Raw genomic sequence first — 22,458 nt, 5'->3', positions numbered from 1 at the left:
CGTGGCTTCATTGCTGCGACGCCGACCTGACGAACTCGGCCAGATCGCGATTGAAACGCGCGGCTTCCTCAATGAACGGCGCGTGACCCGAGTCCGTGTATACCTTGCTGACAATGCGGGGGTTTAGCGCGGTCGCGCGAGCCAGCGTCGCATGTGTGTTGACCAGCGCATCCTGACCGCCGTAGATGAAGAGCAGCGGTATGCGTGTTTTGCCGAGCCCCTCTGCAGCGAACACCGTCATCGTCGGCACTTCTTTTTGCATGTCCCACGATGCCATCGCGGCGTTGGCTAGCAGCCGGTCAAATGTATCGGCGTCAGGCCGATGGTTGAAACACAGGCCGACGAAGGTGCGCTCACCGTCGAGATGCGTCTTCAGATCCGGCGAATTCATGTCACGATAAACATCGGGATGGTCGACAATCTGAACCGGCGCCAGCTCGACCACGCCGTCGACATACACAGCACCCGCGACCGCGCGATCGCCATACTTCGCGAGGTAGTTCGATATCACGACACCGCCGAGCGACCAGCCAACCAGCACGGGCTTGCGCGCGTGTGAGCCCTGGATCACCGCCGCGAGGTCGTCCCCCCAACGGTTTCCGTCGTGATACGGCTGTGCGCCGGACGGCTTATCAGACAGACCGTGGCCGCGCAGATCGTAAGTAATGATCCGGTATTGGCGCAATTCGGGACTCTGCACCTGCGCGTCCCAGTTCAGGCGGCTGCCGAGCAGCCCATGCACCAGAATGATGGGCGGACCGTTCGGGTCACCGCTTTCCTGAACCGCCAGCTTCACCCCATCCGCCGATGTGACCATATAGCTGGTCGGCGCCGCCATCGCGTCGGGTGCAGATGCAAGCAGTGTCGCGGCAGACAACGCGGCACTCAAAAAGTGAAGGAACGTTCGCAAGCTCATTGTCTTTCCCGAAAGAGTGGCAGTGCGCCTAGTCTCAACCCTTACACCGATGTGAGAGTCAAGCGAATTCGTGTTAGCCTGCTGTTCATGAAAGACACGCCTACACGCGAACTGTTGACCATCGGACAACTCTCGCAACTCACCGGCGCGAGCGTGCGATCTATCCGGCACTACGACGAGCATGGTCTGCTCGCCTCGGTACGTGCGAGCAACGGCTATCGCATGTTCCCCGAAAAAGCGGTCACGCAGGTCAAGCAGGTTCAGCGCATGATCGCGACCGGTTTCACCATCGACGATATTCGTGGCTTTCCCGACTGCATGCTTCTGATCGAAGGCGCCCGTTCTTGCGATCAGATCACCGACGTCCAGCGAGTCAGGCTCGCAGCCATCGAGCGCCAGATCGCGGACCTCGAAAAGCGGCGCGCCCGGCTCATCAAGACCTTGCTGGAAGGTGCGGTGCCGCCCGTCGACTGACGCGAACCGCGACACACAGAGATCTCCGTCAAACAGGAACATTGAACGCGGCTTTTTTGCTGCGCATGTCTGCGCGCGGCCTACCTGACCGCTTCAGTCACTGACACATTTTGTGCACCGCACCCAACGCGCGAGCAAAAAGTATCGGCGGCTTCCGTCTTTTGCAGTGGCTGGACATTGGCCGCGGCCACTACAGTTCTCGTCACCGTACGCCTGCCCTGCTCTGAATTGCAGCACCCGTATGGCGATGCCAAAGAACATTCCAAAAGCGGAGACGAGAGTGAAACCCATCCCATTGCTCACAGCTTGCGCGTTCATGAGCGCAAGCCTTCCCATGCTAGCGACGGCGCAGACCTGCAACGTCCCCGTGCTCAAGATGCTTGCCCAGAAGAGCCTCGGCCTGTCAGTCATGGAGAAGTCGCTGCCCGATTATGAAAAGCGCAGCGGCACCCGGATTGAAATCAACTACTTTGGTGAAAACGACCGTCGTTCGAAGTCACGACTTGACGCGTCAACGGGCGCGGGTTCCTACCAGATCTATTACGTTGACGAGGCGAATGTCGCCGAGTTCGCATCAGCGGGCTGGGTCGTGCCGCTGTTGAAGTACTACCCGAAAGACGCCGACTACGACGACTTCCTGCCGGGCCGGCGCGCGGTGGCAAGCTATAAGGGTGTCGCGTATTTTGCTCCGCTGATCGGCGGAGGCGATTTCCTGTTCTACCGTCGCGACATTCTCGAGAAAGCGCATCTTCCAGTGCCGAAGACGCTCGACGAGCTCGTCGCGGACATCAAGAAGCTCAATGCGCCGCCTAACATGTACGGTTGGGTTGCACGCGGGCAACGCGGGTCGGGCATGAACGTGTGGCGCTGGGCGCCATTCATGCTCGCCGAGGGCGGTACCTGGACCGACAAAAACCAGGCTCCATCCTTCAATTCGCCGGGCGCCGTGAAGGCGACGCAACTCTATCGGGATCTCTTCAAATACGCGCCCCCTGGTTCTTCGACGTACGACTGGAGCAACGCGCTTGAAGCGTTCCGTTCCGGCAAAGTCGCGTTCATGATCGAATCGACGCCGTTCGCCGACTGGATGGAAGATCCGACCAAGTCCAGCGTGGCGGACAAGGTGGGATACGTTAAGCCGCCAGCACCGTTACCGTCGGCTGCTTACGGTCACGGCCTCGCGATTTCTTCTGTCGGCGCGAAGGACGAATGCACGCGTCAGGCGGCAGGGAAGTTCATTGCCTGGGCGACAGGCAAGGATCAGGAGCAGGCCCGCCTTCGCGACAACGTCTTCAGCGACTACAACCGCTCGAGCACGATCAAGAGCGATTACTTCCAGAAGCACGTCAAGCCGCAGATTCTCGCTGGCCTGAACGATACCAACCCGGTGACGAAGGTCACGATCTGGTCAAGCCCGCAGTGGCCGGATATCGGCGACAACCTCGGTATCGCGCTGGAGGAGGTGTTCACGGGTACGCAGCCGGACGTTCAGGCAACCTTGAACGACGCCGTTCAGTACGCTCGCGACGCAATGGAACATGGCGTGAAGAAGTAACGTAGACGCCCCTTGCTTGCTGCACCCGTTGCGTCGCAAGAGGCACTGCAGATCCGGTCGTGGTCTCACGGGAACACTGAATTCGCGGACTCTACGCTGTTGGAGAAGTCAATGTTCAATCGGGGCAAAACAAGCCTTCCATTCGTATTTCTCGGACCGCCTCTTGCGGTGATGGCGGTCCTCGGTCTGGTTCCTACCGTCGCGGCAATCAATCTCGCGCTGAAAAATCGCGTGCTGCGCTACCCGGACAGCGAATATGTGTGGCTGCGCAATTTCCTGCGGCTCTTTTCGGATAGACGGTTCCTCAATTCCATCGAGGTGTCCGCGATCTGGGAAGTTGCCACGGTCGTGGGCTCGGTCGCGGTCGGCGTTCTGGTTGCGATCTATCTGTTCGAGCAGATTCATGGCCGCATGCGCAGCGTCATTTCGCTGTTGCTGATCGTGCCGGTGCTTCTACCGCGAGTGTCGGCGGCCTTCATCTGGAAGTTCATGTATTCGCCTCTCACAGGCATTCTTAGCTGGTTTCTTGGTCTGCTGGGAATCGGGAACACGGCGTTTCTATCCGATCCGCACCTGGCGCTGTACGCGGTGGCACTCGTCGACATCTGGCAGTGGGGACTGTTCTTCGCGGTGGTCGTACTGAAACTGCTTGAAACGCTGCCGCCAGAGCCGCTCGAGGCCGCACGACTCGACTATGCGCGCACCTGGCAGGTCTACGCGTATATCGCATTGCCGATGCTGAAGGTGCCGATCATGAGTCTGGTGTTCATCAAGATGGTGGAATCGCTGCGCTCGTTCGATCTGGTCTATGTAATGACGAAAGGCGGACCGGGCATCACCACGGAAACCCTCGACATGTATGCGTATTCGCAAGGTATCGGGTTGTCCGGAAAGGTCTCCTATGCGTCGAGTATGGCCGTGCTGATGATGGTTGCGACCACGGTGATTTTCACTTTCATCTGGAAGCGGGTGAACAAATGGGAAGACTGATCTCGCGAAGTAGCACATGGTCATTTGGCCTTGTGCTCGCAGTGGTCGCCGTGTTTCCGATATTCTGGGCGTTCCTCAATTCGCTGAAGAATCTGCTCGACATCGTCACGCCGACGCCGCGTTTCATTTTCTCGCCGACGCTCGATAACTACCGGCAGGTCGTGTCGAGCCCCGAGGTTCTGATCGGACTCGGAAACAGCCTCTCCATCGTAGGTCTTGCTGTCGTGCTTGGCGCGCTCCTTGGCGTTCCGGCTGCCTATGTTATTGCGCGCTATCACGTGCCGGGCAAGCGCGACATCCAGTTCTTCCTTTTGTCGCTGCGCTTCCTGCCGCCGGTCGCGGTCGCCATACCGTTGATCGCTATCTGGGTGGACTTGGGACTCTACGACACGAAGTTCTCGATGGTGGTCACGTATCTGCTGGTCACGTTGTCGACCATTACGTGGCTGTCCATCCCGGTATTTCAGCGCCTGCCTCGCGAAGTGGAAGAAGCCGCTACCCTGGACGGCTACGGCCCGTACGGGGTGTTCTGGCGCATTGCCTTGCCGATCAGCGCAACCACCCTGATGGGCGGCATCGTGTTCAGCTTCGTACTGGTCTGGAACGAACTGATGATCGCACTCGCCTTGACATCGTCGAGAAGCGCGACGCTGCCGGTTGTTGCCTCCGCGTTCACTTCGCTCGGGCAGGAGGTGCCGTGGGGCGTCATCAATGCTTCCACCGTCCTGCTCGCTCTTCCTCCGATTATTTTTGTCGGCGTCCTGAGCCGGCTGTTGAATTCAATGCTCAAAGGCAAGTAAGGAGATCGTTTTGAAAGCCCTCGTACTCGAAGAAGCGCGCCAACTCGCGCTGCGCGATATCGACCTGCCGCTCGAAGTCGGTCCTCGCGACGTCAAGATCAAGATTCATACGGTTGGCGTTTGCGGTAGCGACGTCCATTACTACACGCACGGACGCATCGGACCGTTCAAGGTCGAAGCACCGATGGTGCTGGGTCACGAAGCGTCCGGAACGGTGGTCGAAACCGGCAGCGAGGTCACGCACCTGCGTATAGGCGACCGCGTTTGCATGGAGCCGGGCATTCCTTCATTCGACTCGCCGGCGACCATGCGCGGCCTGTACAACCTGGACCCTGCGGTTCGTTTCTGGGCAACGCCGCCCATTCACGGTTGCCTGACGCCTTATGTCGTGCATCCGGCGGCATTCACCTTCCGGCTTCCCGACAATGTGTCGTTCGCGGAGGGCGCGATCGTCGAGCCCCTGTCCATCGGGCTACAGGCCGCCAGGAAGGCTGCGATGAAACCCGGCGATGTCGCCGTCGTCATCGGCGCCGGGACGATCGGCGCGATGACCGCCCTCGCCGCACTGGCAGGCGGCGCGTCGCGCGTCATTCTGGCCGATGTGGTCAAGGAAAAACTGGCTCTCTTCGCCGACAACCGGGCAGTGACGACAGTCAATGTGGCGCAGCAACGGCTGGCCGATGTGGTGCGGGAAGTCACCACAGGCTGGGGTGCCGACGTCGTGTTCGAAGCGAGTGGCAACGCGAAGGTATTTGACGACCTGTTCGATCTGCTTTGTCCCGGTGGCTGCGCGGTCCTGGTCGGGATGCCGGTCGACCGCGTGCCGCTCGACGTCGTCGCCATGCAGGCGAAGGAAGCGCGCCTCGAATCGGTGTTTCGCTACGCGAATATGTTCCCGCGCGCGCTGGCGCTCATCAGCTCAGGAATGATCGACGTGAAGCCGTTCATCTCGCGCAAGTTCGCATTCTCCGACGGCCTCAGCGCGTTCGAAGAGGCGGCCGCAGGGCGTCCGGACAATGTCAAGATCCAGATCGAGATGGACTGAGCCATGGCCAAAATCGTCTGCAAAGGCCTCACGAAGCGTTACGACGGCGGGCCACCAGTGCTGCATCCGCTCGATATGGAGATCCGCGACAGCGAGTTCGTGGTGTTGCTCGGGCCATCCGGATGTGGCAAGTCCACGATGCTTCGCATGATTGCTGGTCTCGAAGCTATTACGGGCGGAGAACTCGCAATTGGTGACACCGTCGTGAACGACTTGCCGGCGCGCGAGCGTAACGTCGCGATGGTGTTCCAGAACTACGCGCTGTATCCGCACATGACTGTGTATGACAACGTCGCGTTCGGCCTGCGCCGGCTGAAGGTGCCGGCTGCAGAGATCGACCGTCGCGTGCGGGAAGTCGCTGCGATGCTGAACCTCGACGCGTTGCTCGATCGCAAACCGCGCGCAATGTCGGGCGACCAGCAGCAGCGCGCCGCGATCGCTCGGGCAATGATCAAGACGCCAGAGGTATTTCTCTTCGATGAGCCGCTGTCCAACCTCGACGCGAAACTGCGAGCGCAGTTGCGCGGCGACATCAAGCGGCTACACCAGCGCCTGAAGACCACGACGGTGTATGTGACGCACGACCAGTTGGAGGCCATGACGCTCGCCGACCGGGTGATTCTCATGCGCGGCGGGCGGATCGAGCAGGCCGGCACACCATCCGATCTGTACCATTTCCCGCATACGCTGTTCGCCGCAGGGTTCATCGGCACACCCGCCATTAATCTCATATCCGGGACGATCGAGCGGACAGGTGAAATGTGCTTCGTCCAGGTACAGGGTCAGCGCTGGGCTCTTGCCGGGCCGCGTTTCGCAGGACTGCAACACCGCCAGCCGGTGAAACTGGCGATCCGGCCAAACTATCTGAAGGTGGCGTCCGCCGACGATGAGTCCGGCTCGCTGAGGCTTCGCGGCAAAGTGGAGCTGATCGAACTGCTGGGCGCTGAAGCGCTCGTCACGTTTGAATCCGGCGGCGAACGCCTGGCCGCCCTGGTGCCGGCGGGCGAGTTGCCCGAACGCGATAGCGTGGTAACGTTTCAGTTCAAAGCAGCCGACCTGCACGTTTTTGATGCCCAGACGGAGCAGAACGTCTCGTTGCCTGTTGCTCGGAGCACCGGAACAACGCACGCAGCTCCGTCACATCAGGACGCAGGCGTACAGGGAGCGGCTTTGCATTAACAGAAGAAGACGCGGCGTCCAGACGGCCGAGGAGGAGAAGCGGTATGAATCCAGACCTGGAGTTGGTGCACACGCGACGGGACGAGTCGTTTCGGGCCTGGGCGCACGACTATCCGCATACGGTAGCGAAATGGCACTTTCATCCCGAGTATGAAATTCACGTGATCCGGGCGTCCACCGGCAAGTTTTTTGTCGGCGATTTCATCGGTGACTTCGCGCCAGGCAACCTGGTGATCACCGGGCCGAATTTACCGCACAACTGGATCAGCGAAGTCGGCGAGCGGGAAACCGTGCCGTCACGCGATGTGGTTCTGCAGTTTTCGCGCGATGCGGTCGAACGCATGGTGGCCGCGTTCCCCGAATTGCACTCGATCGTCGGGCTGATCGACGATGCAGCTCGGGGGATACAGTTTCCGGACGCGGTGGGTCTGGCGATTGCGCCGATGATGCTGGAGCTTGCTGTTTCGCACGGTTGTCGCCGCGTCGAATTGTTGATGTCGATCTTCGACAGGTTGTCCTCGTGCACCGAGCGCAGATTGCTCGCAGGACCCGCATACGATGTCAACGCGCATCGCTACATGCAGTCCACGATCAATCAGGTGCTCTCGTACATTCAGCAGAACCTGCCGGGCACATTGCGCGAAGCCGATGTCGCCGAGCTTGCAGGCATGAGCGTGAGCACCTTTACACGTTTTTTCCGGCGACATACCGGGTGCACGTTTGTGCAGTACCAGAACCGGCTGCGGATCAACGAAGCGTGTGAGCTGCTGATGTGTTCGACGCTTAGCGTGACGGAAATCTGCTATCGCGTTGGCTTTAACAATCTGTCGAACTTCAACCGTCAATTCCTTGCAACGAAGGCGATGCCGCCATCGAAGTTTCGCGCGCTGCATCAGCTTAACGAACACATGATCGCGGCTTGACGTCTTGCTTCGGCAAGGCGAGCCGGCCACAAAACCGGGACGACACTCTTGACATTCCTTGGAATCGACCTTGGGACCTCCGAGGTAAAAGCGCTACTCACAGACGACGAATCGCACACGATCGCCACCGGCGGTGCACGACTCGAAGTCGAGCATATTCACGCTCATTGGTCCGAACAGAGCCCACAGGCGTGGTGGCACGCCACGCTCGACGCAATCGCGCAGGTGCGGGCGGCCAATCCGGCTGGCTTTTCGGCGCTACGCGGAATTGGTTTATCTGGACAGATGCATGGCGCGACCCTGCTTGATCGCGCCGGTCAGGTGTTACGCCCGGCGATTCTGTGGAACGACACCCGGGCGTTTGCCGAATGTGTGGAACTCGAAGCGCTGGTTCCCGAGTCGCGCTCGATTACCGGCAACCTTGCAATGCCGGGTTTCACCGCGCCGAAACTGCTCTGGCTGTCTAAATACGAACCGGCGGTGTTCCGCGCGGCGCACAAAGTCCTGTTGCCCAAGGACTACGTGGCGTGGCGGCTCACCGGTGAGTTCGTCTCCGAGATGTCCGATGCGTCGGGCACACTGTGGCTCGACGTCGCGAAGCGCGACTGGTCGGACAGAATGCTCGCCGCGACCGGGCTCTCGCGTGAGCATATGCCGAGGCTGGTAGAAGGCAGCGAGGCTGCGGCTCAGTTAAACGATACATTGCGGCGCGAATGGGGCATTGCGAGCCCAGTGCTGCTTTGCGGCGGTGCGGGCGATAACGCAGCAAGCGCGATCGGCATGGGCGTCGTCGACGCCGGTAGCGCGTTCCTGTCATTGGGCACATCGGGCGTGCTGTTTGCCGGGACCGACCGGTTTGCGCCGAATCCCGCACAGGCGGTACACGCGTTCTGCCATTGCCTGCCGGACCGCTGGCATCAGATGAGCGTCATTCTGTCGGCGGCTTCGAGTCTCGCGTGGCTCTCCGGCGTGCTCAAGAAGGACGTCGTCGAGGTTGCCGGCCTGGCCGAGCAGGCCGACGCGCGGGGCGCCCCACTCTTTCTGCCGTACCTGAGTGGCGAGCGTACGCCTCACAATGACGCGAATGCAAAAGGTGTGTTCTGGGGGCTGACGGGCGCTCACGGCGAGGCCGACCTTGCGTACAGCGTAATGGAAGGCGTAGCGTTCGCGATGGCCGACGGTTACGCAGCGCTGCAAAGCGCCGGGACGGCGCTGGACACGGCGTCTTTCATCGGGGGCGGCTCGCGTAGCCGTTTCTGGGCGAAGCTCTGTGCCACAGCCACAGGCGTTGCAATGCGCCGCCATCATGGCGGAGATGTGGGCGCCGCTTTGGGCGCTGCACGGCTCGCAAGGTTGGCCGTCACGAAGGAGAACGTCAACCAGGTGTGTACGTCTCCCACAACCATCGAGGTATGCGAGCCCGACGCAGCGCACCGGACCGTGACCGAGGACCGGCTCGCGCGGTATCGCAGAATCTACGCGGCGCTGAAAGACGAATTTTCCAGGTAGATGTCCAGCCAGATCCGCGCGTCTCGGGGTTCCTGATCGAGAGTGCTGAGGTCTTTGCCAGTCCTTCCGTCGCGCCGTTGTTTCTTTCTGTGTTCATCGCCCAGATTGCTGGCCGGGCGCCGGGCGTCGTAAAAATCGCGGCGCGCGCCGGCTCGCACGCACCTGCGCCCGAGTGGCGGCATCGACGGAAATGTCATTGGCTTCGCGCACGACGTGCGAGGTGCGCGAGCCGCGCGAGGTGCGCGCCGGCCCACCCCGCCCGACGAGCCGAGCGCCTCCCGATCAGGGCGCTGCTGCAATCACCTGGGCGACCGCCGCCGTCAGCTTCTTGCCATACGGCACATGCAGGAACTCATTGGGCCCGTGTGCATTCGACTTCGGCCCCAACACACCGCACACCATGAACTGCGACTGCGGAAAGCCGGCCTTCAACACGTTCATCAGCGGGATCGTGCCGCCCTGCCCCATGTACGCGACGTCCGCGCCGTAATGCGCGCGCGAGGCGTCGTTCAGCGCAGTGGCGAGCCACGGCGCAAGTTCGGGCGCGCTCCAGCCGCTCGCCGCGCCGGCGTCCGGCTTGAAGGTGACCTTCGCGTTGTACGGCGGGTCGAGTTCGAGCAGCGCCTTCAGTTCCGCGACGGCCTTTTCCGCTTCGATCAGCGGCGGCAGGCGCAGCGACAACTTGAACGCGGTGCGCGGACGCAGCACGTTGCCGGCGTCCGCTAACGCGGGCAGGCCGGCCGCGCCGGTCACCGAAAGCGACGGACGCCACGTCGAGTTGAGCAAAGCCTCCTTCGGATCGGTCGTGGTAGGCAGCACCTGGCGGCCGTCCTGGCCGCACGCCCACGGCAACTTCTTCCACACGTCGTCGCCGAGAATGTGCGCGGTGGCCTCGGCTTCGAGCAGACGGTCGGCGGGAATCGGGCAGTGAAAGCCCTTGGGCAGCAGCGTGCCGTTGGCCGCGTCCTCGAGCCGGTCGAACAGTTGCCGCATGATGCGGAAGCTCGACGGCGCAATGCCGCCGTAGCCGCCCGAGTGAATGCCTTCGTCGAGCACCTGCACTTCCAGATCGCCGGCCACGAGTCCGCGCAGCGACGTGGTGAGCCACAACTGATCGTAATTGCCGGCGCCCGAATCGAGGCACACCACGAGGCCGACCTTGCCGAGCCGTTCGCGCAATGCGTCGACATAGGGCAGCAGATCGTAGCTGCCCGACTCCTCGCAGGTTTCGATCAGACCGACGCAGCGCGGCCGCTCGACCCCTTGCGCGTCCAGCGCGGCGAGCGCGGTAATGCTCGCGTAGATCGCATAGCCGTCGTCAGCGCCGCCGCGGCCATAGAGCTTGTCGTTTTCCAGCTTGGGCGTCCACGGACCGAGGTCGCTGCGCCAGCCGTCGAACTCAGGCTGCTTGTCGAGGTGGCCGTAGAGCACGATGGTTTCGTCGCTGCCGGAACGTGTGGCCGGGGTCTCGAAAAAAATGACTGGCGTGCGGCCCGGCAAGCGCACGATCTCGAGCGTGAGGCCGCGCACCGGCTGCTGCTCGACCCATTGCGCGGCGTCGGTAATGACCCGCTCCAGGTAGCCGTGCTGCACCCACTCGGGATCGAATGCGGGACTCTTCGCGGGCACCGCGATGTAGTCGGTGAGCGCCGGCACGATCTCATCGTTCCATTTGCGGTCCACGAATTCGCGGAGCGTGTCGGGGTTCAGGCGCTGAGCCTCTTGGGTCGTATCGTCGGAGATCATGATGGCTGTCCGTAACGGTTTCGTTCACTCGAAACGGACATGATAGTCCTGATGCTGCGTGCGCTGAAGTATTCGTGGCCCGGCGGCGATGCCGCGGCCCGGCCGGCGGCGCAAACGGCATGGAGCGCGCAGCACTGCACCGCACCGCACCGCACCGCACCGCACCGCACCGCACCGCACCGCACGGCATAGCATGGCATGGCATGGCACGGTGCAGCGCAGCGTGTGCGTGGTGGGCATCCGCCGTGTCCGGCTGCGGCGACATGGCGGCGGCGCTGCGTTGAATCCATTACCGACGCACTGGAAAGCTTTCACCAACGCTGCACCCGGCCAACAATCGCGCGACAATTGGTATATGAGCCGCAAGGCACACGCATTTGCGCACGCCTTGCATGCGAGCCGCGTCTGGCAGGCCGGTGATTCGGCCACCCGCCGTGCAGCGACTCAGCTTTCGGGAGGCGGCATATGAATGAGCGCGTTGCCATTCAGATCATCGCCGTGGTGATCGCGCTGGCGCTGTATTTCCTGCCGGCGATTCTGGCCGATCGACGCAAACGCGTCGACGTGCTGACGCTTGCGCTCTTCAATGCGTGCCTGGGATGGACAGTGCTCGGCTGGCTGCTCGCGCTCTACTGGTCGTTGCAGCCTAACCCGCCGAAGAATCTCGCGGGCGAAGTGGTGGAGAAACGGAAACTGGTGAGCATGCGCGCGTTTTCGTCCGCGCTGCTGCTACGCGTTCAGCGGCGCGACACGACGCGAGATCGCCCGCAGAAATAGGCCCGCTGACCACTGCCTTCATGCGGCGCGGCTCATGCGGTTCCACCGCACGGAGCCGGCCGGAATCGAGCGCGGCTCGGCACGCACGCTGGAAGGCGCGAACATTTCGCGGCGCAATTCGCCGTGCTCGTCGAACCACTCGCACACCAGCCATTCGCCAGGATTGAGCGCCACCGGGCCTGCGTACGTCACCGTCATGCGCGGGCCTCCGTCTTTCAACGTGACGACGTCGCCAGTGCTGAAGCGGGCGGGAAGCGGCGTGAGTGCGTCAATGGTAGCGGTCAGCATTTTCAATCCTCTACGGAACCTTTTCGGTATTCAAGTCATTGCGCCGTGTATCGACTACGACCAACTGAGGGATGCCTCTAGAACGCGTTCAGATTAACAATCGAAAATGAAGTCGGCAAGCGCTTTTCATTAATAACGCGCTAATAAGCCGGAGAAAGACACTTTGCCGCAGTGCAATTGCGGGTTACACCCGAGTCGCCACCCGCAAGGGGTTGCAGGCCGAACGTGCGGCACCGCACAGAGCGCAAGAATTACTGACCCTGCCGGCCCGCGCTGTAGATACTGCATGCCGAAAATGCTTCAAATCTGAAACACCTTTGAATCCGCATAGGGTTGCCAGCATTTACCGCGCATTCCCGATTACCTATGAATGACGCGATCATCCCTAAATAGCCTGGCAAATTAAATGAAATCCGTGTGAAAAGCGTTAATGATTTTCACGCTGCCACAGCCATGAAAACGATTACTGCCCCGCTGTTTTAAAGCGGGCGTGCGGCGCGGCGCAACGCGAGTTGCTGATGCCGCACCAGCAGCACGCTCAGACCGATGCAAACGAACATCAGTACTGCGTTGATCGCAAGGCTCAACTGGAACGCGTGCGCATAGGCGGCCGGCGTCGCGCTTGCAACGTGGCCGCCGCTGATCGCTGTCGCATTCGCCGCGCCGAGCGCGCCGAAGAACGCACCGCTGATAGCAGCCGTGCCGAATGCCGAGCCGATCTGCAGGGTCGACGACACCACGCCCGACGCGAGCCCGGCCTTTTCAGGCGCGACCTCCAGCAGCGCAATGCGCATGATGTTGGGCAACAGCAGACCATGGCCGACGCCCGCGCACACGAGACCGGCATAGAACGCCAGGTCCGGCGCTGCGGCCTCGGTCGCGGCCCAGCCGGTCACCGCGAAGCCGAGCGTCATCAGCGAAAAGCCGAGCGTGAGCACGTGGCCGCCGATGCGCGTGACGACCGCCGGCGACGTCAGCGGCCCGATCACGAAGCCGATGGCGAACGGCATGATGGCGACGCCCGAGGCGAGCGGCGTCCAGTGCAAGCCGGTCTGCAGAAAGATGCCGTAGGTCAGGAAAAACGCGCTGTTGCAATAGAACAGAAACGCGAGCGCGAGACCGAGCGCAAACGCGCGATTGCGAAACAACTGCAGATCGACGAGCGGATGCCCGCCGCCCTGCTCCACCCGCTTTTCAGTGGCGACAAAAAGCGCCAACGCGGGCACCGCGAGCGCGAACATTGCGAAGGTCCACGCGGGCCAGCCGGCTTCGCGGCCGTGCGTCATCGGGTAAATCACGAGCAGCAGCACCGCGCAGAGGAGCGCGACGCCCTTCATATCGAGGCTGGTGCGCGTAGCCGGCTGGTTCTCGGGCACGAACTTCCACGTGCCGAGGAACGCCACGATGCCAATGGGAATATTGATGAGGAAGATGATGCGCCAGTCGAGCCCGAACGGACGATAGGTAATCAGCGCGCCGCCGCCAAGCTGCCCGACAATCGACGAGAGGCCGAATACGAAGCCGTAGAGACTCATCACGCGGGTTTGCTGATGCAGCGGCACGACGGCGCGGATGGTCGCCAGCACCTGCGGCGCCATGATTGCCGCCGCCATGCCCTGGACGATGCGCGAGATCACCAGCATATGGCCGCTCGTCGCGAAGCCGCATAACGCTGAGGCGACCACGAACCCAGCCATGCCCGCCATGAAGATGCGGCGCCGGCCGAACAGGTCGCCGAGCCGGCCGCCGGTAATCAGCAGCACCGCGTACACCGAGGAGTAAGCCGACACGACGAGCTGCAGTTGTGCATCGGTCGCGTTCAGGCCACTACGAATGGACGGTAGCGCAAGATTGACGATGAAATAGTCGAGTGGCGCGAGAAACGCGCCGACAAACAGCACGGCGAGCGCCAGTCCCTGACGTGCGAACGCGGGCGCGGGTTGACCGGCCAACGACGCGGGTTGTGCCGGGTCCCCGCTCGCGCTACCGCTGTGGGTCCTGCTGTGGGTCCCGCTGTCGGTTCCGCTGTCGGTTCCGCTGTTGGTTCCGCTGTTGGTTCCGCTGTTGGTTCCGCTGTTGGTTCCGCTTTTGTGCCCGCTGTTGTTCGCGTGTTCGGCCATTCGATGTGTTGCGGTGGCCGTCGCGCTCTGTGCCGCGGCGCTCGCCGCGACAGGCCCCGGGCACACGGCAACGCTGGCGGCGGCGCGCGGCGCGGCTGCAACGCCATCCGCCTCGGCGAATGCCGTCGATGACGACTTGATCGGCTCCGATTTCATGACTGATCGTTCAATAAATAGATAAAAAAATTAGATAAGCGCCCGCATCGCCACCTCGACGATGCCGGTCAGCGCGTCTTCCTTGTGAGCGACCCGCCCCAGTACGCGCAAGCCTTGCATGACGCACAGCAGAAAATCGCCGGCGGCTTTTTCGTCAAGCGTGGAGTTGAATGCGCCGCTTGCCTGGCCGCGAATCACCGAGGCTGCCAGCAACGTCGCCATGCGGCGCTGGATGGCGGCGACGCGGCTGCGCAGCTCGTCGTCGCCGGGCTGCATTTCCAGTGTCGTGTTGGTGATGAAGCAGCTACGTTCGCCGGAGAGCGCGCAGGCAACCCGCGCGTAGTGGAGCAGCGCATCGCGCAGGGCCTCTTGCGGGGGCACGGGCGCATTCAGCCGCTCGGCGAGCCGGGCAACTGAACCTTCGGCGTAATGGTCGAGCGCGGCGAGCATGATGCCGTGCTTGTCGCCGAACACGCCGTACAGGCTGCCGCGTAGCAGGCCGGTGGCTTTGCAGAGGTCGTCGATGGAAGTGGCGTGATAGCCGTGGTTCCAGAACACCTGGCTCGCGCTGGCGAGCACGGCGTTCGTATCGAACTCGCGCGGCCGCCCGCGCGGACACATTTCGCCCGCTTTCTTCGGCGACGAATGGGGTTGACCGGTTGGCTTCATCCAACGGATATTATGACTAACCGTTCAACAAATCAAATCGAAATTTCGTAGGCAGCGGCTCATGCCGGCGTGCCTGCACCATAGACGGTGAAAATTGAGCGATAGACTCGGAAACGCCGGTGGATGCCGTGCAATGACCCCGAAAATGAAAGTTGTTTTTAATGTTTTAAGCATCGAGCCATGTCGAGGTCTCAAATTGGGCCGAACTCGGGCTAACGCAAACCTCGTAGGATCGCTGACGCAAGCTCAACGTCCCGGATTAACTCGCCTCCGCCGCTCAAAGCCGGGCACGAACGCGGTGGGTTCGCGAAGTCCGTACCAGGTTTAAAAACGCTTGCAGGATCGGGGAGTTGTCCCCACGACGATACAGACAGGTCAACTCGATTTCCCGTAACTGTGTCGATCTGAGCGGGCGGTACACAACGCCAGGCAGCCGAAGATTGACCGCCGATTCCGTGGTCACGCAAATGCCGAAACGGCTCGCAACCAATGCGATGCACGTCACCACGTCCTCGACTTCCTGCTCAACACGCAGTTGCACATTCTCGGCGCGAAACGCAGCGGCCACCTCCTGCGCGAGGCCATGCACGGGTGCGTTGGGATAAAGAATCATTCGCTCGTTGTCGAGATCCCGCAGCGTCACTGCCTTCTTCGCGCACAGCCGATGCCCTTCGTACAGCGCAACCAGAAACGGTTCTCTTAGAACCCAATCAACCGCGATATCGGGTTCGTCGGGCACGAGACGATTGAAACCGATTGTGATGCGCCGCTCACGCAGCGCACTGATCTGCTCGGCCTTGGACATATTGTGCAAGCCAATCTTGACTTCGGGCCGCTCGGTATGGAACTCGGCGAGCAGCCTGGGAATGACGTTCAGAATCCCCGAACTGAAGATGCCGACATCCAGCCTTCCCAGGTAGCCCTGCCCGGCCAATTGAGTCTGTTCCTCCGCACGCCGGGCAAGAGCAAGGATGTTGGGCACCTCTTCCATCAACGCGCGCCCCGCCTCGGTCAGCTCGGCGCCCTTCGTGGTCCGGACAAACAATTGCGTACCTAGTTCTTGTTCGAGCGCACGGATGTTGCGTGTGAGCGGCGGTTGCGCCATGTGCAGACGTTCCGCCGCCCGTCCGAAGTTCGACTCCTCTGCCAGCGCCATGAAATAGCGCATCTGCTTCAGGTCCATGTTTCCTCCAGATACTGCCTTGATTCCAATACCGATTCGGTATCGATACAGGTCCAAACGGTATTGGACCGTCACGGCATGCATCGTACATCATGACCTCGCTCATAACATGCCAGGAAACGAGTCATGCCAATCATCCACATCTCGCTCATCGAGGGCCGCGATGCCGAGGCCGTCAAGGCGTGCCTTAAGGCAATCGCCCGTAGCGTGCACGAAACGCTCGGCGCGCCCCTGGAAAGCATTCGGGTCTATGCGAACGAGGTGCCCTCGACACACTGGGCAATAGGCGAACGCACCAAGGACGAACTCGGCACCCCCGCTCTGGAGAACGGCAAATGACGCCGCTCCTTATCGAGGAAGCAGCTGCTGCGCTATCAACAGCGCAGCGCAGCGGCAAATACCTTGCGCCGTTGCGTGAAACGTACGATCAACTGACTATCGAAGACGCGTACGCGATCCAGCGAGTGAACACCGAGCGTCGCCGGGCCGAAGGCCGCCGCGTCGTCGGATGCAAAATCGGCCTCACCTCGGTCGCCGTGCAGAAGCAGCTCGGTGTAGACCAGCCCGACTTCGGCATGCTCTTCGACGATATGGGGTACGGCGATGGTGAGCCAATCCCATCATCGATTCTCACGCAACCCAAGGTCGAATCAGAAGTGGCATTTGTCATCGGACGTGACATGACGATGGACCACCCAACCCAGGTCGACGTGCTCAACGCGATCGAGTACGCGCTGCCTGCGCTCGAGATTGTCGGCAGCCGGATAGCGGACTGGAATATTCGCATCACCGACACGATTGCGGATAACGCGTCCTCGTCGGCGTACGTGCTCGGCACCACCCCTCGCAAATTGTCTGAATTCGACCTGCGCTTGTGCGGCATGGTGATGGAGCGACGCGGCGACCCAGTATCCGTCGGCGCAGGTGCCGCCTGTCTGGGAAATCCAGTCAATGCAGTTGTCTGGCTGGCCCGGACGATGGCATCGCTAGGCCAGCCCCTAAAAACCGGTGACCTGGTGTTGTCAGGCGCCCTCGGACCCATGGTCCCCGTCATCCCGGGGGACGTGTTCGAAACTCGCATCCACGGGCTAGGGTCCGTGCGCGCCGTGTTCGAACCGCTATCAAAAAACGAGGTGCGCTAATGAGCAATATTGCCGAATTCGCCAGGCTGCTCGACGATGCAGCATTAAGTGCAACGGAGGTCACGCAGTTCGATCCCGACGGCCGTCTGTCACTCGACGAGGCGTACCGTATTCAAGCCGAATCGATCCGCCGTCGACTCGACCGCGGCGAACGACGCGTCGGTGTGAAGATGGGTTTTACCAGCCGGGCCAAAATGGTCCAGATGGGCCTGTCCGATGTCATCTGGGGACGACTGACCGATGCAATGCAGATCGAGGAAGGGACAGCGATCAGTCTCTCGCGCTTCGTTCATGCCCGCTGCGAACCGGAAATCGCTTTCATACTGAAGCGGCCGCTCGAAGGGAACGTCACAGGACCTCAAGCCCTCGCGGCCGTGGAAGCGATCGCTCCGGCGATCGAAATCATCGATTCGCGCTACAAGGATTTCAAGTTCTCGCTGCCGGAAGTGATCGCAGACAACGCGTCCTCTAGCGGTCTTGTTATCGGCACCTGGCGCGACCCGAAGATCGACTTTTCTAACCTTGGGCTGACAGTGAGCATCGACGGGCGGGTCGTCCAGGTAGGATCCACGGCAGCGCTGTTGGGTCATCCTTTACGTTCGCTCGTCGCCGCCGCGCGTCTATCAGCGGAGGCTGGCGAGCCTCTTCAAGCCGGATGGGTCGTCATGGCGGGCGGTGCTACACCAGCGGAGTGGATCAAGCCAGGGCAGTACATATCAGTCGATATGGAGCAGCTCGGCAGTGTTGGATTTCACGTCGCGGCGTAACCGCAATCTCGGAGTGGATATGAACGAAAAGGTAAAAATCGCGATCATCGGTCCGGGCAACATCGGGACCGACCTGATGATAAAGGTGATGCGCAACAGCCAGCACCTCGAAATGGCTGCAATGGTGGGAGTAGACGCGAAATCGGATGGGCTCGCGCGCGCTGCAAGGATGGGCGTTGCGACGACAGCGGAGGGGATCGACGGGCTGTTGAAACTCGATGGGTTCAAGAACATCGATATCGTTTTCGACGCCACGTCGGCCAGTGCGCACAAGCATCACAACGATGTGCTGCAAAAGCACGGCGTGCAAGTTATCGATCTGACGCCGGCTGCGGTTGGCCCGTATGTGATTCCGGCGATCAATCTCGAGGCCGAAAATGCGTCCAACATGAACATGGTCACGTGCGGCGGTCAGGCGACAATTCCGATTGTTGCAGCCGTGTCGCGTGTCGCGAAGGTCCACTACGCGGAAATTGTCGCCTCTATCTCGAGCAAGTCTGCGGGGCCGGGAACGCGGGCAAACATCGACGAATTTACTGAGACCACCCGCAGCGCAATCGAGACGCTGGGTGGGGCAACTCGGGGCAAGGCAATCATCGTGCTCAACCCAGCTGAGCCGCCATTGATGATGCGCGATACCGTGTTTGTATTGTCCGATCTCGTAGATCTTGGCGCGGTTGAGAACAGCGTCGCACAGATGGTTGCCAGCGTGCAGGCTTATGTTCCCGGTTATCGCCTGAAGCAGAAGGTTCAGTTCGACATCGTCTCGCCGGAAAAGCCGCTGAACGTGCCGGGTATCGGTGTAAAGCACGGGTTGAAGACGTCGGTATTCCTTGAAGTAGAAGGCGCCGCCCATTACCTGCCCTCGTACGCGGGCAATCTCGACATCATGACATCGGCCGCGCTCGCGTGCGGCGACATGATGGCCCGCCGACGCCTTGCTGCCGGCATCGTCCGAGGCCAGAAGGAGGCTATTCAATGACATCGCTCGACAAGAAACTATATATCTCCGACGTAACGTTGCGTGACGGCAGTCACGCAATCCGCCATCAATACAGCATTGCCAACGTCCAGGCAATCGCCAGGGCGCTTGATGAGGCGGGTGTCGACAGCATTGAGGTCGCGCACGGCGATGGCATCGAAGGGTCGAGTTTCAACTATGGTTTCGGTGCGCACAGCGACGTCGAATGGATCGCTGCAGCGGCGGAAAGCGTCAAAACCGCGAGGATAGCAACGCTGCTGATTCCGGGCATTGGCACCATCCATGATCTTCGCAACGCATATGATGCAGGCGCACGCATCGTGCGCATCGCGACGCACTGCACCGAAGCCGACGTGTCCCGCCAACATCTCGGATTCGCTCGCGAGCTTGGCATGGATCCCGTCGGATTCCTGATGATGAGCCACATGACGACGCCGCAGAAACTTGCGCAGCAGGCAAAGCTGATGGAGAGCTACGGCGCGACCTGCGTCTATGTCGTCGATTCGGGCGGCGCGCTGGGTATGGCGGACATCCGGGACCGCTTCCGCGCTTTCAAGGACATGTTGGACCCACAGACCCAGACCGGCATGCACGCACACCATAACCTGAGCCTTGGCGTCGCGAACTCGCTGGTCGCCGTCGAAGAAGGTTGCGATCGCGTCGACGCGAGTCTCGCCGGAATGGGTGCAGGCGCAGGAAACGCGCCGCTTGAAGTTTTCATCGCCGCAGCGCAGCGTCAGGGCTGGAATCATGGCTGCGACCTGTACCGCCTGATGGACGCGGCAGACGACCTGGTGCGTCCGTTGCAGGATCGTCCAGTGCGCGTTGACCGGGAGACGCTGGCGCTCGGCTATGCCGGCGTGTATTCCAGCTTCCTGCGGCACGCCGAACTTGCTGCAAGCAAGTATGGTTTAAAAACAGTCGATATTCTCGTCGAACTCGGTCGGCGCAAGATGGTTGGCGGCCAGGAAGACATGATCGTCGACGTGGCTCTGGATCTTTTTAGCCAAGGCGGACACGAGCGTGATAGAAGCGCATTACAAAGTGCATAGATATCGTTCGATGACTAAGTATTGGCTACCTGCATTCGAAACTCATATCTCATTCGATGCCTTGTTCATCAACGGGCCGTAGCAAACCCTCAAGATGGAAGGCGGCTAAAGCGTGCGTGCGAAGCAGCACTGGCAGCGGGCACATTACCACCTTAATCCTCGGGGTCGTAAAAGGAACGGGAAAAGAAGGTTTGGTGCGGTAAGGCGGATGGTGGCTCGAACGTGAATATTGGGCAAGGGTCGTCAGTCGGGCGTTGAGCCTGCCAACGCGAGGTTGTAGACAAATCCCTTCGACGGGATTGCAGTCGGTCAATGCGAAGAATCGCCTCGATAGCAGAGCGATTGTCGACCGCCGTTCGCCTCGGGTTGCATGGCAATGCGCGTTCGGCTCCTGCCCACACGTCGTCGCTGGGTAACATCCGACGCATCATGGCCTGCTAGCGCAAAAGACAAGGTGCAAACACATTTCATCGATAATCTGGAAAGACCGTGGAGGAAGACATGCAGGACTACTCATTAAGAAAAAGCCTCAAGCAACGACACATCACGATGATCGCACTCGGTGGCGTCATCGGCGCAGGCCTGTTCGTCGGCTCCGGCTCCATTATTGCAACCGCCGGCCCCGCGGCGATTCTGTCGTACCTGATCGGGGGCGCAATTGTGACGCTGGTCATGTTCATGCTCGGCGAAATGGCGTCTCGTAACCCTGACAGCGGCTCGTTCTCCACGTATGCGAGCAGCTATCTCGGTGAATGGGCCGGCTTCGCGGTCGGCTGGCTTTACTGGTTCAAGTCGATGATTACGATCACCGTAGAGGCGATCCTGCTCGGCGCGATCCTCCACGATTTCCTGCCATGGCTACCGGTCCCGGCTGGTGCGCTGTTTATGCTGATCGCGCTGATCGGGAGCAACGCGTACTCGGTGCGCTCGTTCGGCGAAGCCGAATACTGGCTGTCGTTCGCGAAGGTCGCGACGATCATCGTGTTCATGGTGCTCGGCGCGTCGATCCTGTTCGGCTTACAGCCGCACATCCCCGCGCCGGGGCTCGTGAACCTGACTGACCACGGCGGCTTCATGCCCAACGGCATTTCGCCCGTGGTCTCCGGCGTGATGGTCGTGATCTTCTCGCTTGGGGGCAGCGAAATCGCGGCAGTGGCCGCAGGCGAATCCGAGAACCCGGGCAAGAACGTGGTCCGTGCCATAAAGAGCGTGATTGTGCGCGTGATGGTGTTCTACGTCGGTTCGGTGTCGATTTTGATCTTGTGTATGCCGTGGACCGACAAGGCCAACCTGAAATCGCCGTATGTGTCGCTGTTCAGCATGGCGGGCTTCACCGGCGCGGCCATTGCAATGAAGGTCGTGCTCTTCGTGTCGTTCATGTCGGTGATGAACTCATTCCTGTTCTCCAATTCGCGCATGCTGTATTCGCTGAGCCAGCGCGGCCATGCGCCCGCGATGTTCGGCCGCACCAACGCGAAAGGTGTGCCGATGAACGCACTCGTGCTGTGCCTTGCGATTTGCGTGTCGATCCTCGGCATTCACTTCCTGAGCGGCGGCGACCTGTTCCTGATGCTCGCGAAGAGCAGCGGCGCGTTCGTTATGATCGTGTGGATCTTCATTATCGTCGCGCACTTCGCGATGCGCCGGCAGACGAAGCACGAGCAACGCGACCCGGCTGCGTTCCGTGCATGGTTCTATCCAGTGTCGAACTGGGTCGCGCTGCTTGCGCTGGTCGCCGTGCTCGGGTCACAGGCATTCAATCCGGAATCGCGCTTTCAGTTCTGGTTCGTTATATCGACGGCGCTCGCGATCGTCGCGTCGTACCACGTGCGGCGCAGGCATCCGTCGTTCGAGCAGACGTCCGGCGCGAAGGTGCGCTGACGAGGCGGCCTGTGTTTGCATTCAGTCGAACAGCGCGACCTCGTGCACCGTGCCGTTCATGAGCGGGTGCGCGACGGCGCAGACGGTCGGGCTGGCCACCATTGGATGCCCGATCAGCGCCTCGGCCCGATTGCGCGGGGTACGACGCTGCGTTCCGCACTAATGCGACCGCGGTCAGTCATCCGGGAACGCCGCGGTAGGCTACGATCCCGATTGTCCGTCTCCGTGTGGAAGAACGAGTGGCAAAGCGTCGCGTCGCGCGATCGCTGCGAAGTCGCGGTGCGTCCGGTTCGTCCGTTGTCGG

20 protein-coding genes and 1 pseudogene are annotated in these 22,458 nt (G+C 61.2%); 15 read left to right on the top strand and 6 right to left on the bottom strand.

Annotated features, from left to right (window positions below):
* Nucleotides 1-7: 7 nt before the first annotated feature.
* Nucleotides 8-916: an alpha/beta fold hydrolase gene (locus F757_RS0106910; RefSeq protein ID WP_027210767.1), complete on the bottom strand. Its 909-nt coding sequence runs from the start codon at nt 914-916 to the stop codon at nt 8-10.
* Between the two features lie 87 nt (nt 917-1,003).
* Here F757_RS0106910 and F757_RS0106905 point away from each other — a divergent pair, with 87 nt between their 5' ends.
* The 8 genes from F757_RS0106905 (at nt 1,004) to xylB (ending at nt 9,391) form a co-directional block, all read left to right on the top strand.
* Entirely contained in the window at nt 1,004-1,390 is a 387-nt protein-coding gene (locus F757_RS0106905) for a MerR family transcriptional regulator (RefSeq protein WP_027210766.1), read from the top strand.
* A gap of 334 nt (nt 1,391-1,724) precedes the next feature.
* Nucleotides 1,725-2,945: an ABC transporter substrate-binding protein gene (locus tag F757_RS0106900; protein WP_198021361.1), complete on the top strand. Its 1,221-nt coding sequence runs from the start codon at nt 1,725-1,727 to the stop codon at nt 2,943-2,945.
* Nucleotides 2,946-3,056: 111 nt separating this feature from the next.
* Nucleotides 3,057-3,935, top strand: a complete 879-nt coding sequence (locus F757_RS0106895; protein ID WP_027210764.1) for a carbohydrate ABC transporter permease — start codon at nt 3,057-3,059, stop codon at nt 3,933-3,935.
* Nucleotides 3,923-4,735, top strand: a complete 813-nt coding sequence (locus tag F757_RS0106890; protein WP_027210763.1) for a carbohydrate ABC transporter permease — start codon at nt 3,923-3,925, stop codon at nt 4,733-4,735. Before F757_RS0106895 ends, F757_RS0106890 begins: the two co-directional genes overlap by 13 nt.
* 10 nt (nt 4,736-4,745) lie before the next feature.
* A complete protein-coding gene (locus F757_RS0106885) occupies nt 4,746-5,780 on the top strand; it encodes an NAD(P)-dependent alcohol dehydrogenase (RefSeq protein WP_027210762.1) in 1,035 nt (344 codons plus the stop codon).
* A gap of 3 nt (nt 5,781-5,783) precedes the next feature.
* A complete protein-coding gene (locus F757_RS0106880) occupies nt 5,784-6,959 on the top strand; it encodes an ABC transporter ATP-binding protein (protein ID WP_027210761.1) in 1,176 nt (391 codons plus the stop codon).
* A 44-nt stretch (nt 6,960-7,003) separates the two neighbouring features.
* A complete protein-coding gene (locus F757_RS0106875; protein WP_013341305.1) occupies nt 7,004-7,882 on the top strand; it encodes an AraC family transcriptional regulator in 879 nt (292 codons plus the stop codon).
* A 48-nt stretch (nt 7,883-7,930) separates the two neighbouring features.
* Nucleotides 7,931-9,391 carry a xylulokinase gene (gene xylB, locus F757_RS0106870; RefSeq protein ID WP_027210760.1) on the top strand — a complete coding sequence of 487 codons (1,461 nt, stop codon included), beginning with the start codon at nt 7,931-7,933 and terminating at the stop codon, nt 9,389-9,391.
* 282 nt (nt 9,392-9,673) lie between these two features.
* On the opposite strand, the gene F757_RS0106865 is transcribed toward xylB, so the two are convergent.
* Nucleotides 9,674-11,137, bottom strand: coding sequence for a M20 family metallopeptidase (locus tag F757_RS0106865; RefSeq protein WP_027210759.1), 1,464 nt, complete (start codon nt 11,135-11,137; stop codon nt 9,674-9,676).
* Nucleotides 11,138-11,602: 465 nt separating this feature from the next.
* Here F757_RS0106865 and F757_RS0106850 point away from each other — a divergent pair, with 465 nt between their 5' ends.
* Nucleotides 11,603-11,914, top strand: a complete 312-nt coding sequence (locus tag F757_RS0106850) for a superinfection immunity protein (RefSeq protein ID WP_027210757.1) — start codon at nt 11,603-11,605, stop codon at nt 11,912-11,914.
* An 18-nt stretch (nt 11,915-11,932) separates the two neighbouring features.
* Here the strand turns inward: F757_RS0106850 and F757_RS0106845 are convergent, their stop codons facing one another.
* The 4 genes from F757_RS0106845 to F757_RS0106830 all read right to left on the bottom strand — a co-directional run bounded on the left by F757_RS0106845 (nt 11,933) and on the right by F757_RS0106830 (nt 16,330).
* Complete coding sequence (locus F757_RS0106845) at nt 11,933-12,202, bottom strand: YodC family protein (protein ID WP_013341309.1); 270 nt, start codon at nt 12,200-12,202, stop codon at nt 11,933-11,935.
* Nucleotides 12,203-12,681: 479 nt separating this feature from the next.
* A complete protein-coding gene (locus F757_RS33115) occupies nt 12,682-14,154 on the bottom strand; it encodes an MFS transporter (RefSeq protein ID WP_156923543.1) in 1,473 nt (490 codons plus the stop codon).
* 354 nt (nt 14,155-14,508) lie between these two features.
* Entirely contained in the window at nt 14,509-15,147 is a 639-nt protein-coding gene (locus F757_RS0106835; RefSeq protein ID WP_027210756.1) for a TetR/AcrR family transcriptional regulator, read from the bottom strand.
* A 277-nt stretch (nt 15,148-15,424) separates the two neighbouring features.
* Entirely contained in the window at nt 15,425-16,330 is a 906-nt protein-coding gene (locus tag F757_RS0106830; protein WP_027210755.1) for a LysR substrate-binding domain-containing protein, read from the bottom strand.
* 123 nt (nt 16,331-16,453) lie between these two features.
* On the opposite strand from F757_RS0106830, the pseudogene F757_RS0106825 reads away from it, so the two are divergent.
* The 6 genes and pseudogenes from F757_RS0106825 to F757_RS0106800 form a co-directional block, all read left to right on the top strand.
* Nucleotides 16,454-16,669, top strand: a pseudogene (locus F757_RS0106825) (tautomerase family protein); the annotation flags it as partial.
* Nucleotides 16,666-17,472, top strand: a complete 807-nt coding sequence (locus tag F757_RS0106820; RefSeq protein WP_027210753.1) for a 2-keto-4-pentenoate hydratase — start codon at nt 16,666-16,668, stop codon at nt 17,470-17,472. The pseudogene F757_RS0106825 and the gene F757_RS0106820, both read left to right, overlap by 4 nt.
* Nucleotides 17,472-18,239 carry a 2-keto-4-pentenoate hydratase gene (locus F757_RS0106815; RefSeq protein ID WP_027210752.1) on the top strand — a complete coding sequence of 256 codons (768 nt, stop codon included), beginning with the start codon at nt 17,472-17,474 and terminating at the stop codon, nt 18,237-18,239. Before F757_RS0106820 ends, F757_RS0106815 begins: the two co-directional genes overlap by 1 nt.
* Before the next feature lie 19 nt (nt 18,240-18,258).
* Entirely contained in the window at nt 18,259-19,221 is a 963-nt protein-coding gene (locus F757_RS0106810; protein WP_027210751.1) for an acetaldehyde dehydrogenase (acetylating), read from the top strand.
* Entirely contained in the window at nt 19,218-20,273 is a 1,056-nt protein-coding gene (dmpG, locus tag F757_RS0106805) for a 4-hydroxy-2-oxovalerate aldolase (protein WP_027210750.1), read from the top strand. The genes F757_RS0106810 and dmpG overlap by 4 nt, the downstream gene beginning before the upstream one ends.
* A 501-nt stretch (nt 20,274-20,774) precedes the next feature.
* Complete coding sequence (locus F757_RS0106800) at nt 20,775-22,154, top strand: amino acid permease (protein ID WP_027210749.1); 1,380 nt, start codon at nt 20,775-20,777, stop codon at nt 22,152-22,154.
* Nucleotides 22,155-22,458 lie beyond the last annotated feature (304 nt).

This window comes from Burkholderia sp. WSM2232, assembly GCF_000472545.1.
Classification (GTDB): domain Bacteria; phylum Pseudomonadota; class Gammaproteobacteria; order Burkholderiales; family Burkholderiaceae; genus Paraburkholderia.
The sequence above is the reverse complement of the archived record's forward strand: the minus strand, read 5'-3'. Positions and strand labels throughout refer to the sequence as shown.

Bases quoted from the DNA above. Each gene is read 5' to 3' on its own strand.
- F757_RS0106815 (WP_027210752.1), top strand. From the start codon at position 17,472: ATGAGCAATATTGCCGAATTCGCCAGGCTGCTCGACGATGCAGCATTA.
- F757_RS0106895 (WP_027210764.1), top strand. From the start codon at position 3,057: ATGTTCAATCGGGGCAAAACAAGCCTTCCATTCGTATTTCTCGGACCG.
- F757_RS0106865 (WP_027210759.1), bottom strand. From the start codon at position 11,137: ATGATCTCCGACGATACGACCCAAGAGGCTCAGCGCCTGAACCCCGAC.
- F757_RS0106850 (WP_027210757.1), top strand. From the start codon at position 11,603: ATGAATGAGCGCGTTGCCATTCAGATCATCGCCGTGGTGATCGCGCTG.
- F757_RS0106835 (WP_027210756.1), bottom strand. From the start codon at position 15,147: ATGAAGCCAACCGGTCAACCCCATTCGTCGCCGAAGAAAGCGGGCGAA.
- F757_RS0106905 (WP_027210766.1), top strand. From the start codon at position 1,004: ATGAAAGACACGCCTACACGCGAACTGTTGACCATCGGACAACTCTCG.
- F757_RS0106830 (WP_027210755.1), bottom strand. From the start codon at position 16,330: ATGGACCTGAAGCAGATGCGCTATTTCATGGCGCTGGCAGAGGAGTCG.
- F757_RS0106875 (WP_013341305.1), top strand. From the start codon at position 7,004: ATGAATCCAGACCTGGAGTTGGTGCACACGCGACGGGACGAGTCGTTT.
- F757_RS0106900 (WP_198021361.1), top strand. From the start codon at position 1,725: ATGCTAGCGACGGCGCAGACCTGCAACGTCCCCGTGCTCAAGATGCTT.
- F757_RS0106845 (WP_013341309.1), bottom strand. From the start codon at position 12,202: ATGCTGACCGCTACCATTGACGCACTCACGCCGCTTCCCGCCCGCTTC.
- F757_RS0106820 (WP_027210753.1), top strand. From the start codon at position 16,666: ATGACGCCGCTCCTTATCGAGGAAGCAGCTGCTGCGCTATCAACAGCG.
- dmpG (WP_027210750.1), top strand. From the start codon at position 19,218: ATGACATCGCTCGACAAGAAACTATATATCTCCGACGTAACGTTGCGT.
- F757_RS0106810 (WP_027210751.1), top strand. From the start codon at position 18,259: ATGAACGAAAAGGTAAAAATCGCGATCATCGGTCCGGGCAACATCGGG.
- F757_RS0106910 (WP_027210767.1), bottom strand. From the start codon at position 916: ATGAGCTTGCGAACGTTCCTTCACTTTTTGAGTGCCGCGTTGTCTGCC.
- F757_RS0106880 (WP_027210761.1), top strand. From the start codon at position 5,784: ATGGCCAAAATCGTCTGCAAAGGCCTCACGAAGCGTTACGACGGCGGG.
- F757_RS0106890 (WP_027210763.1), top strand. From the start codon at position 3,923: ATGGGAAGACTGATCTCGCGAAGTAGCACATGGTCATTTGGCCTTGTG.
- F757_RS0106800 (WP_027210749.1), top strand. From the start codon at position 20,775: ATGCAGGACTACTCATTAAGAAAAAGCCTCAAGCAACGACACATCACG.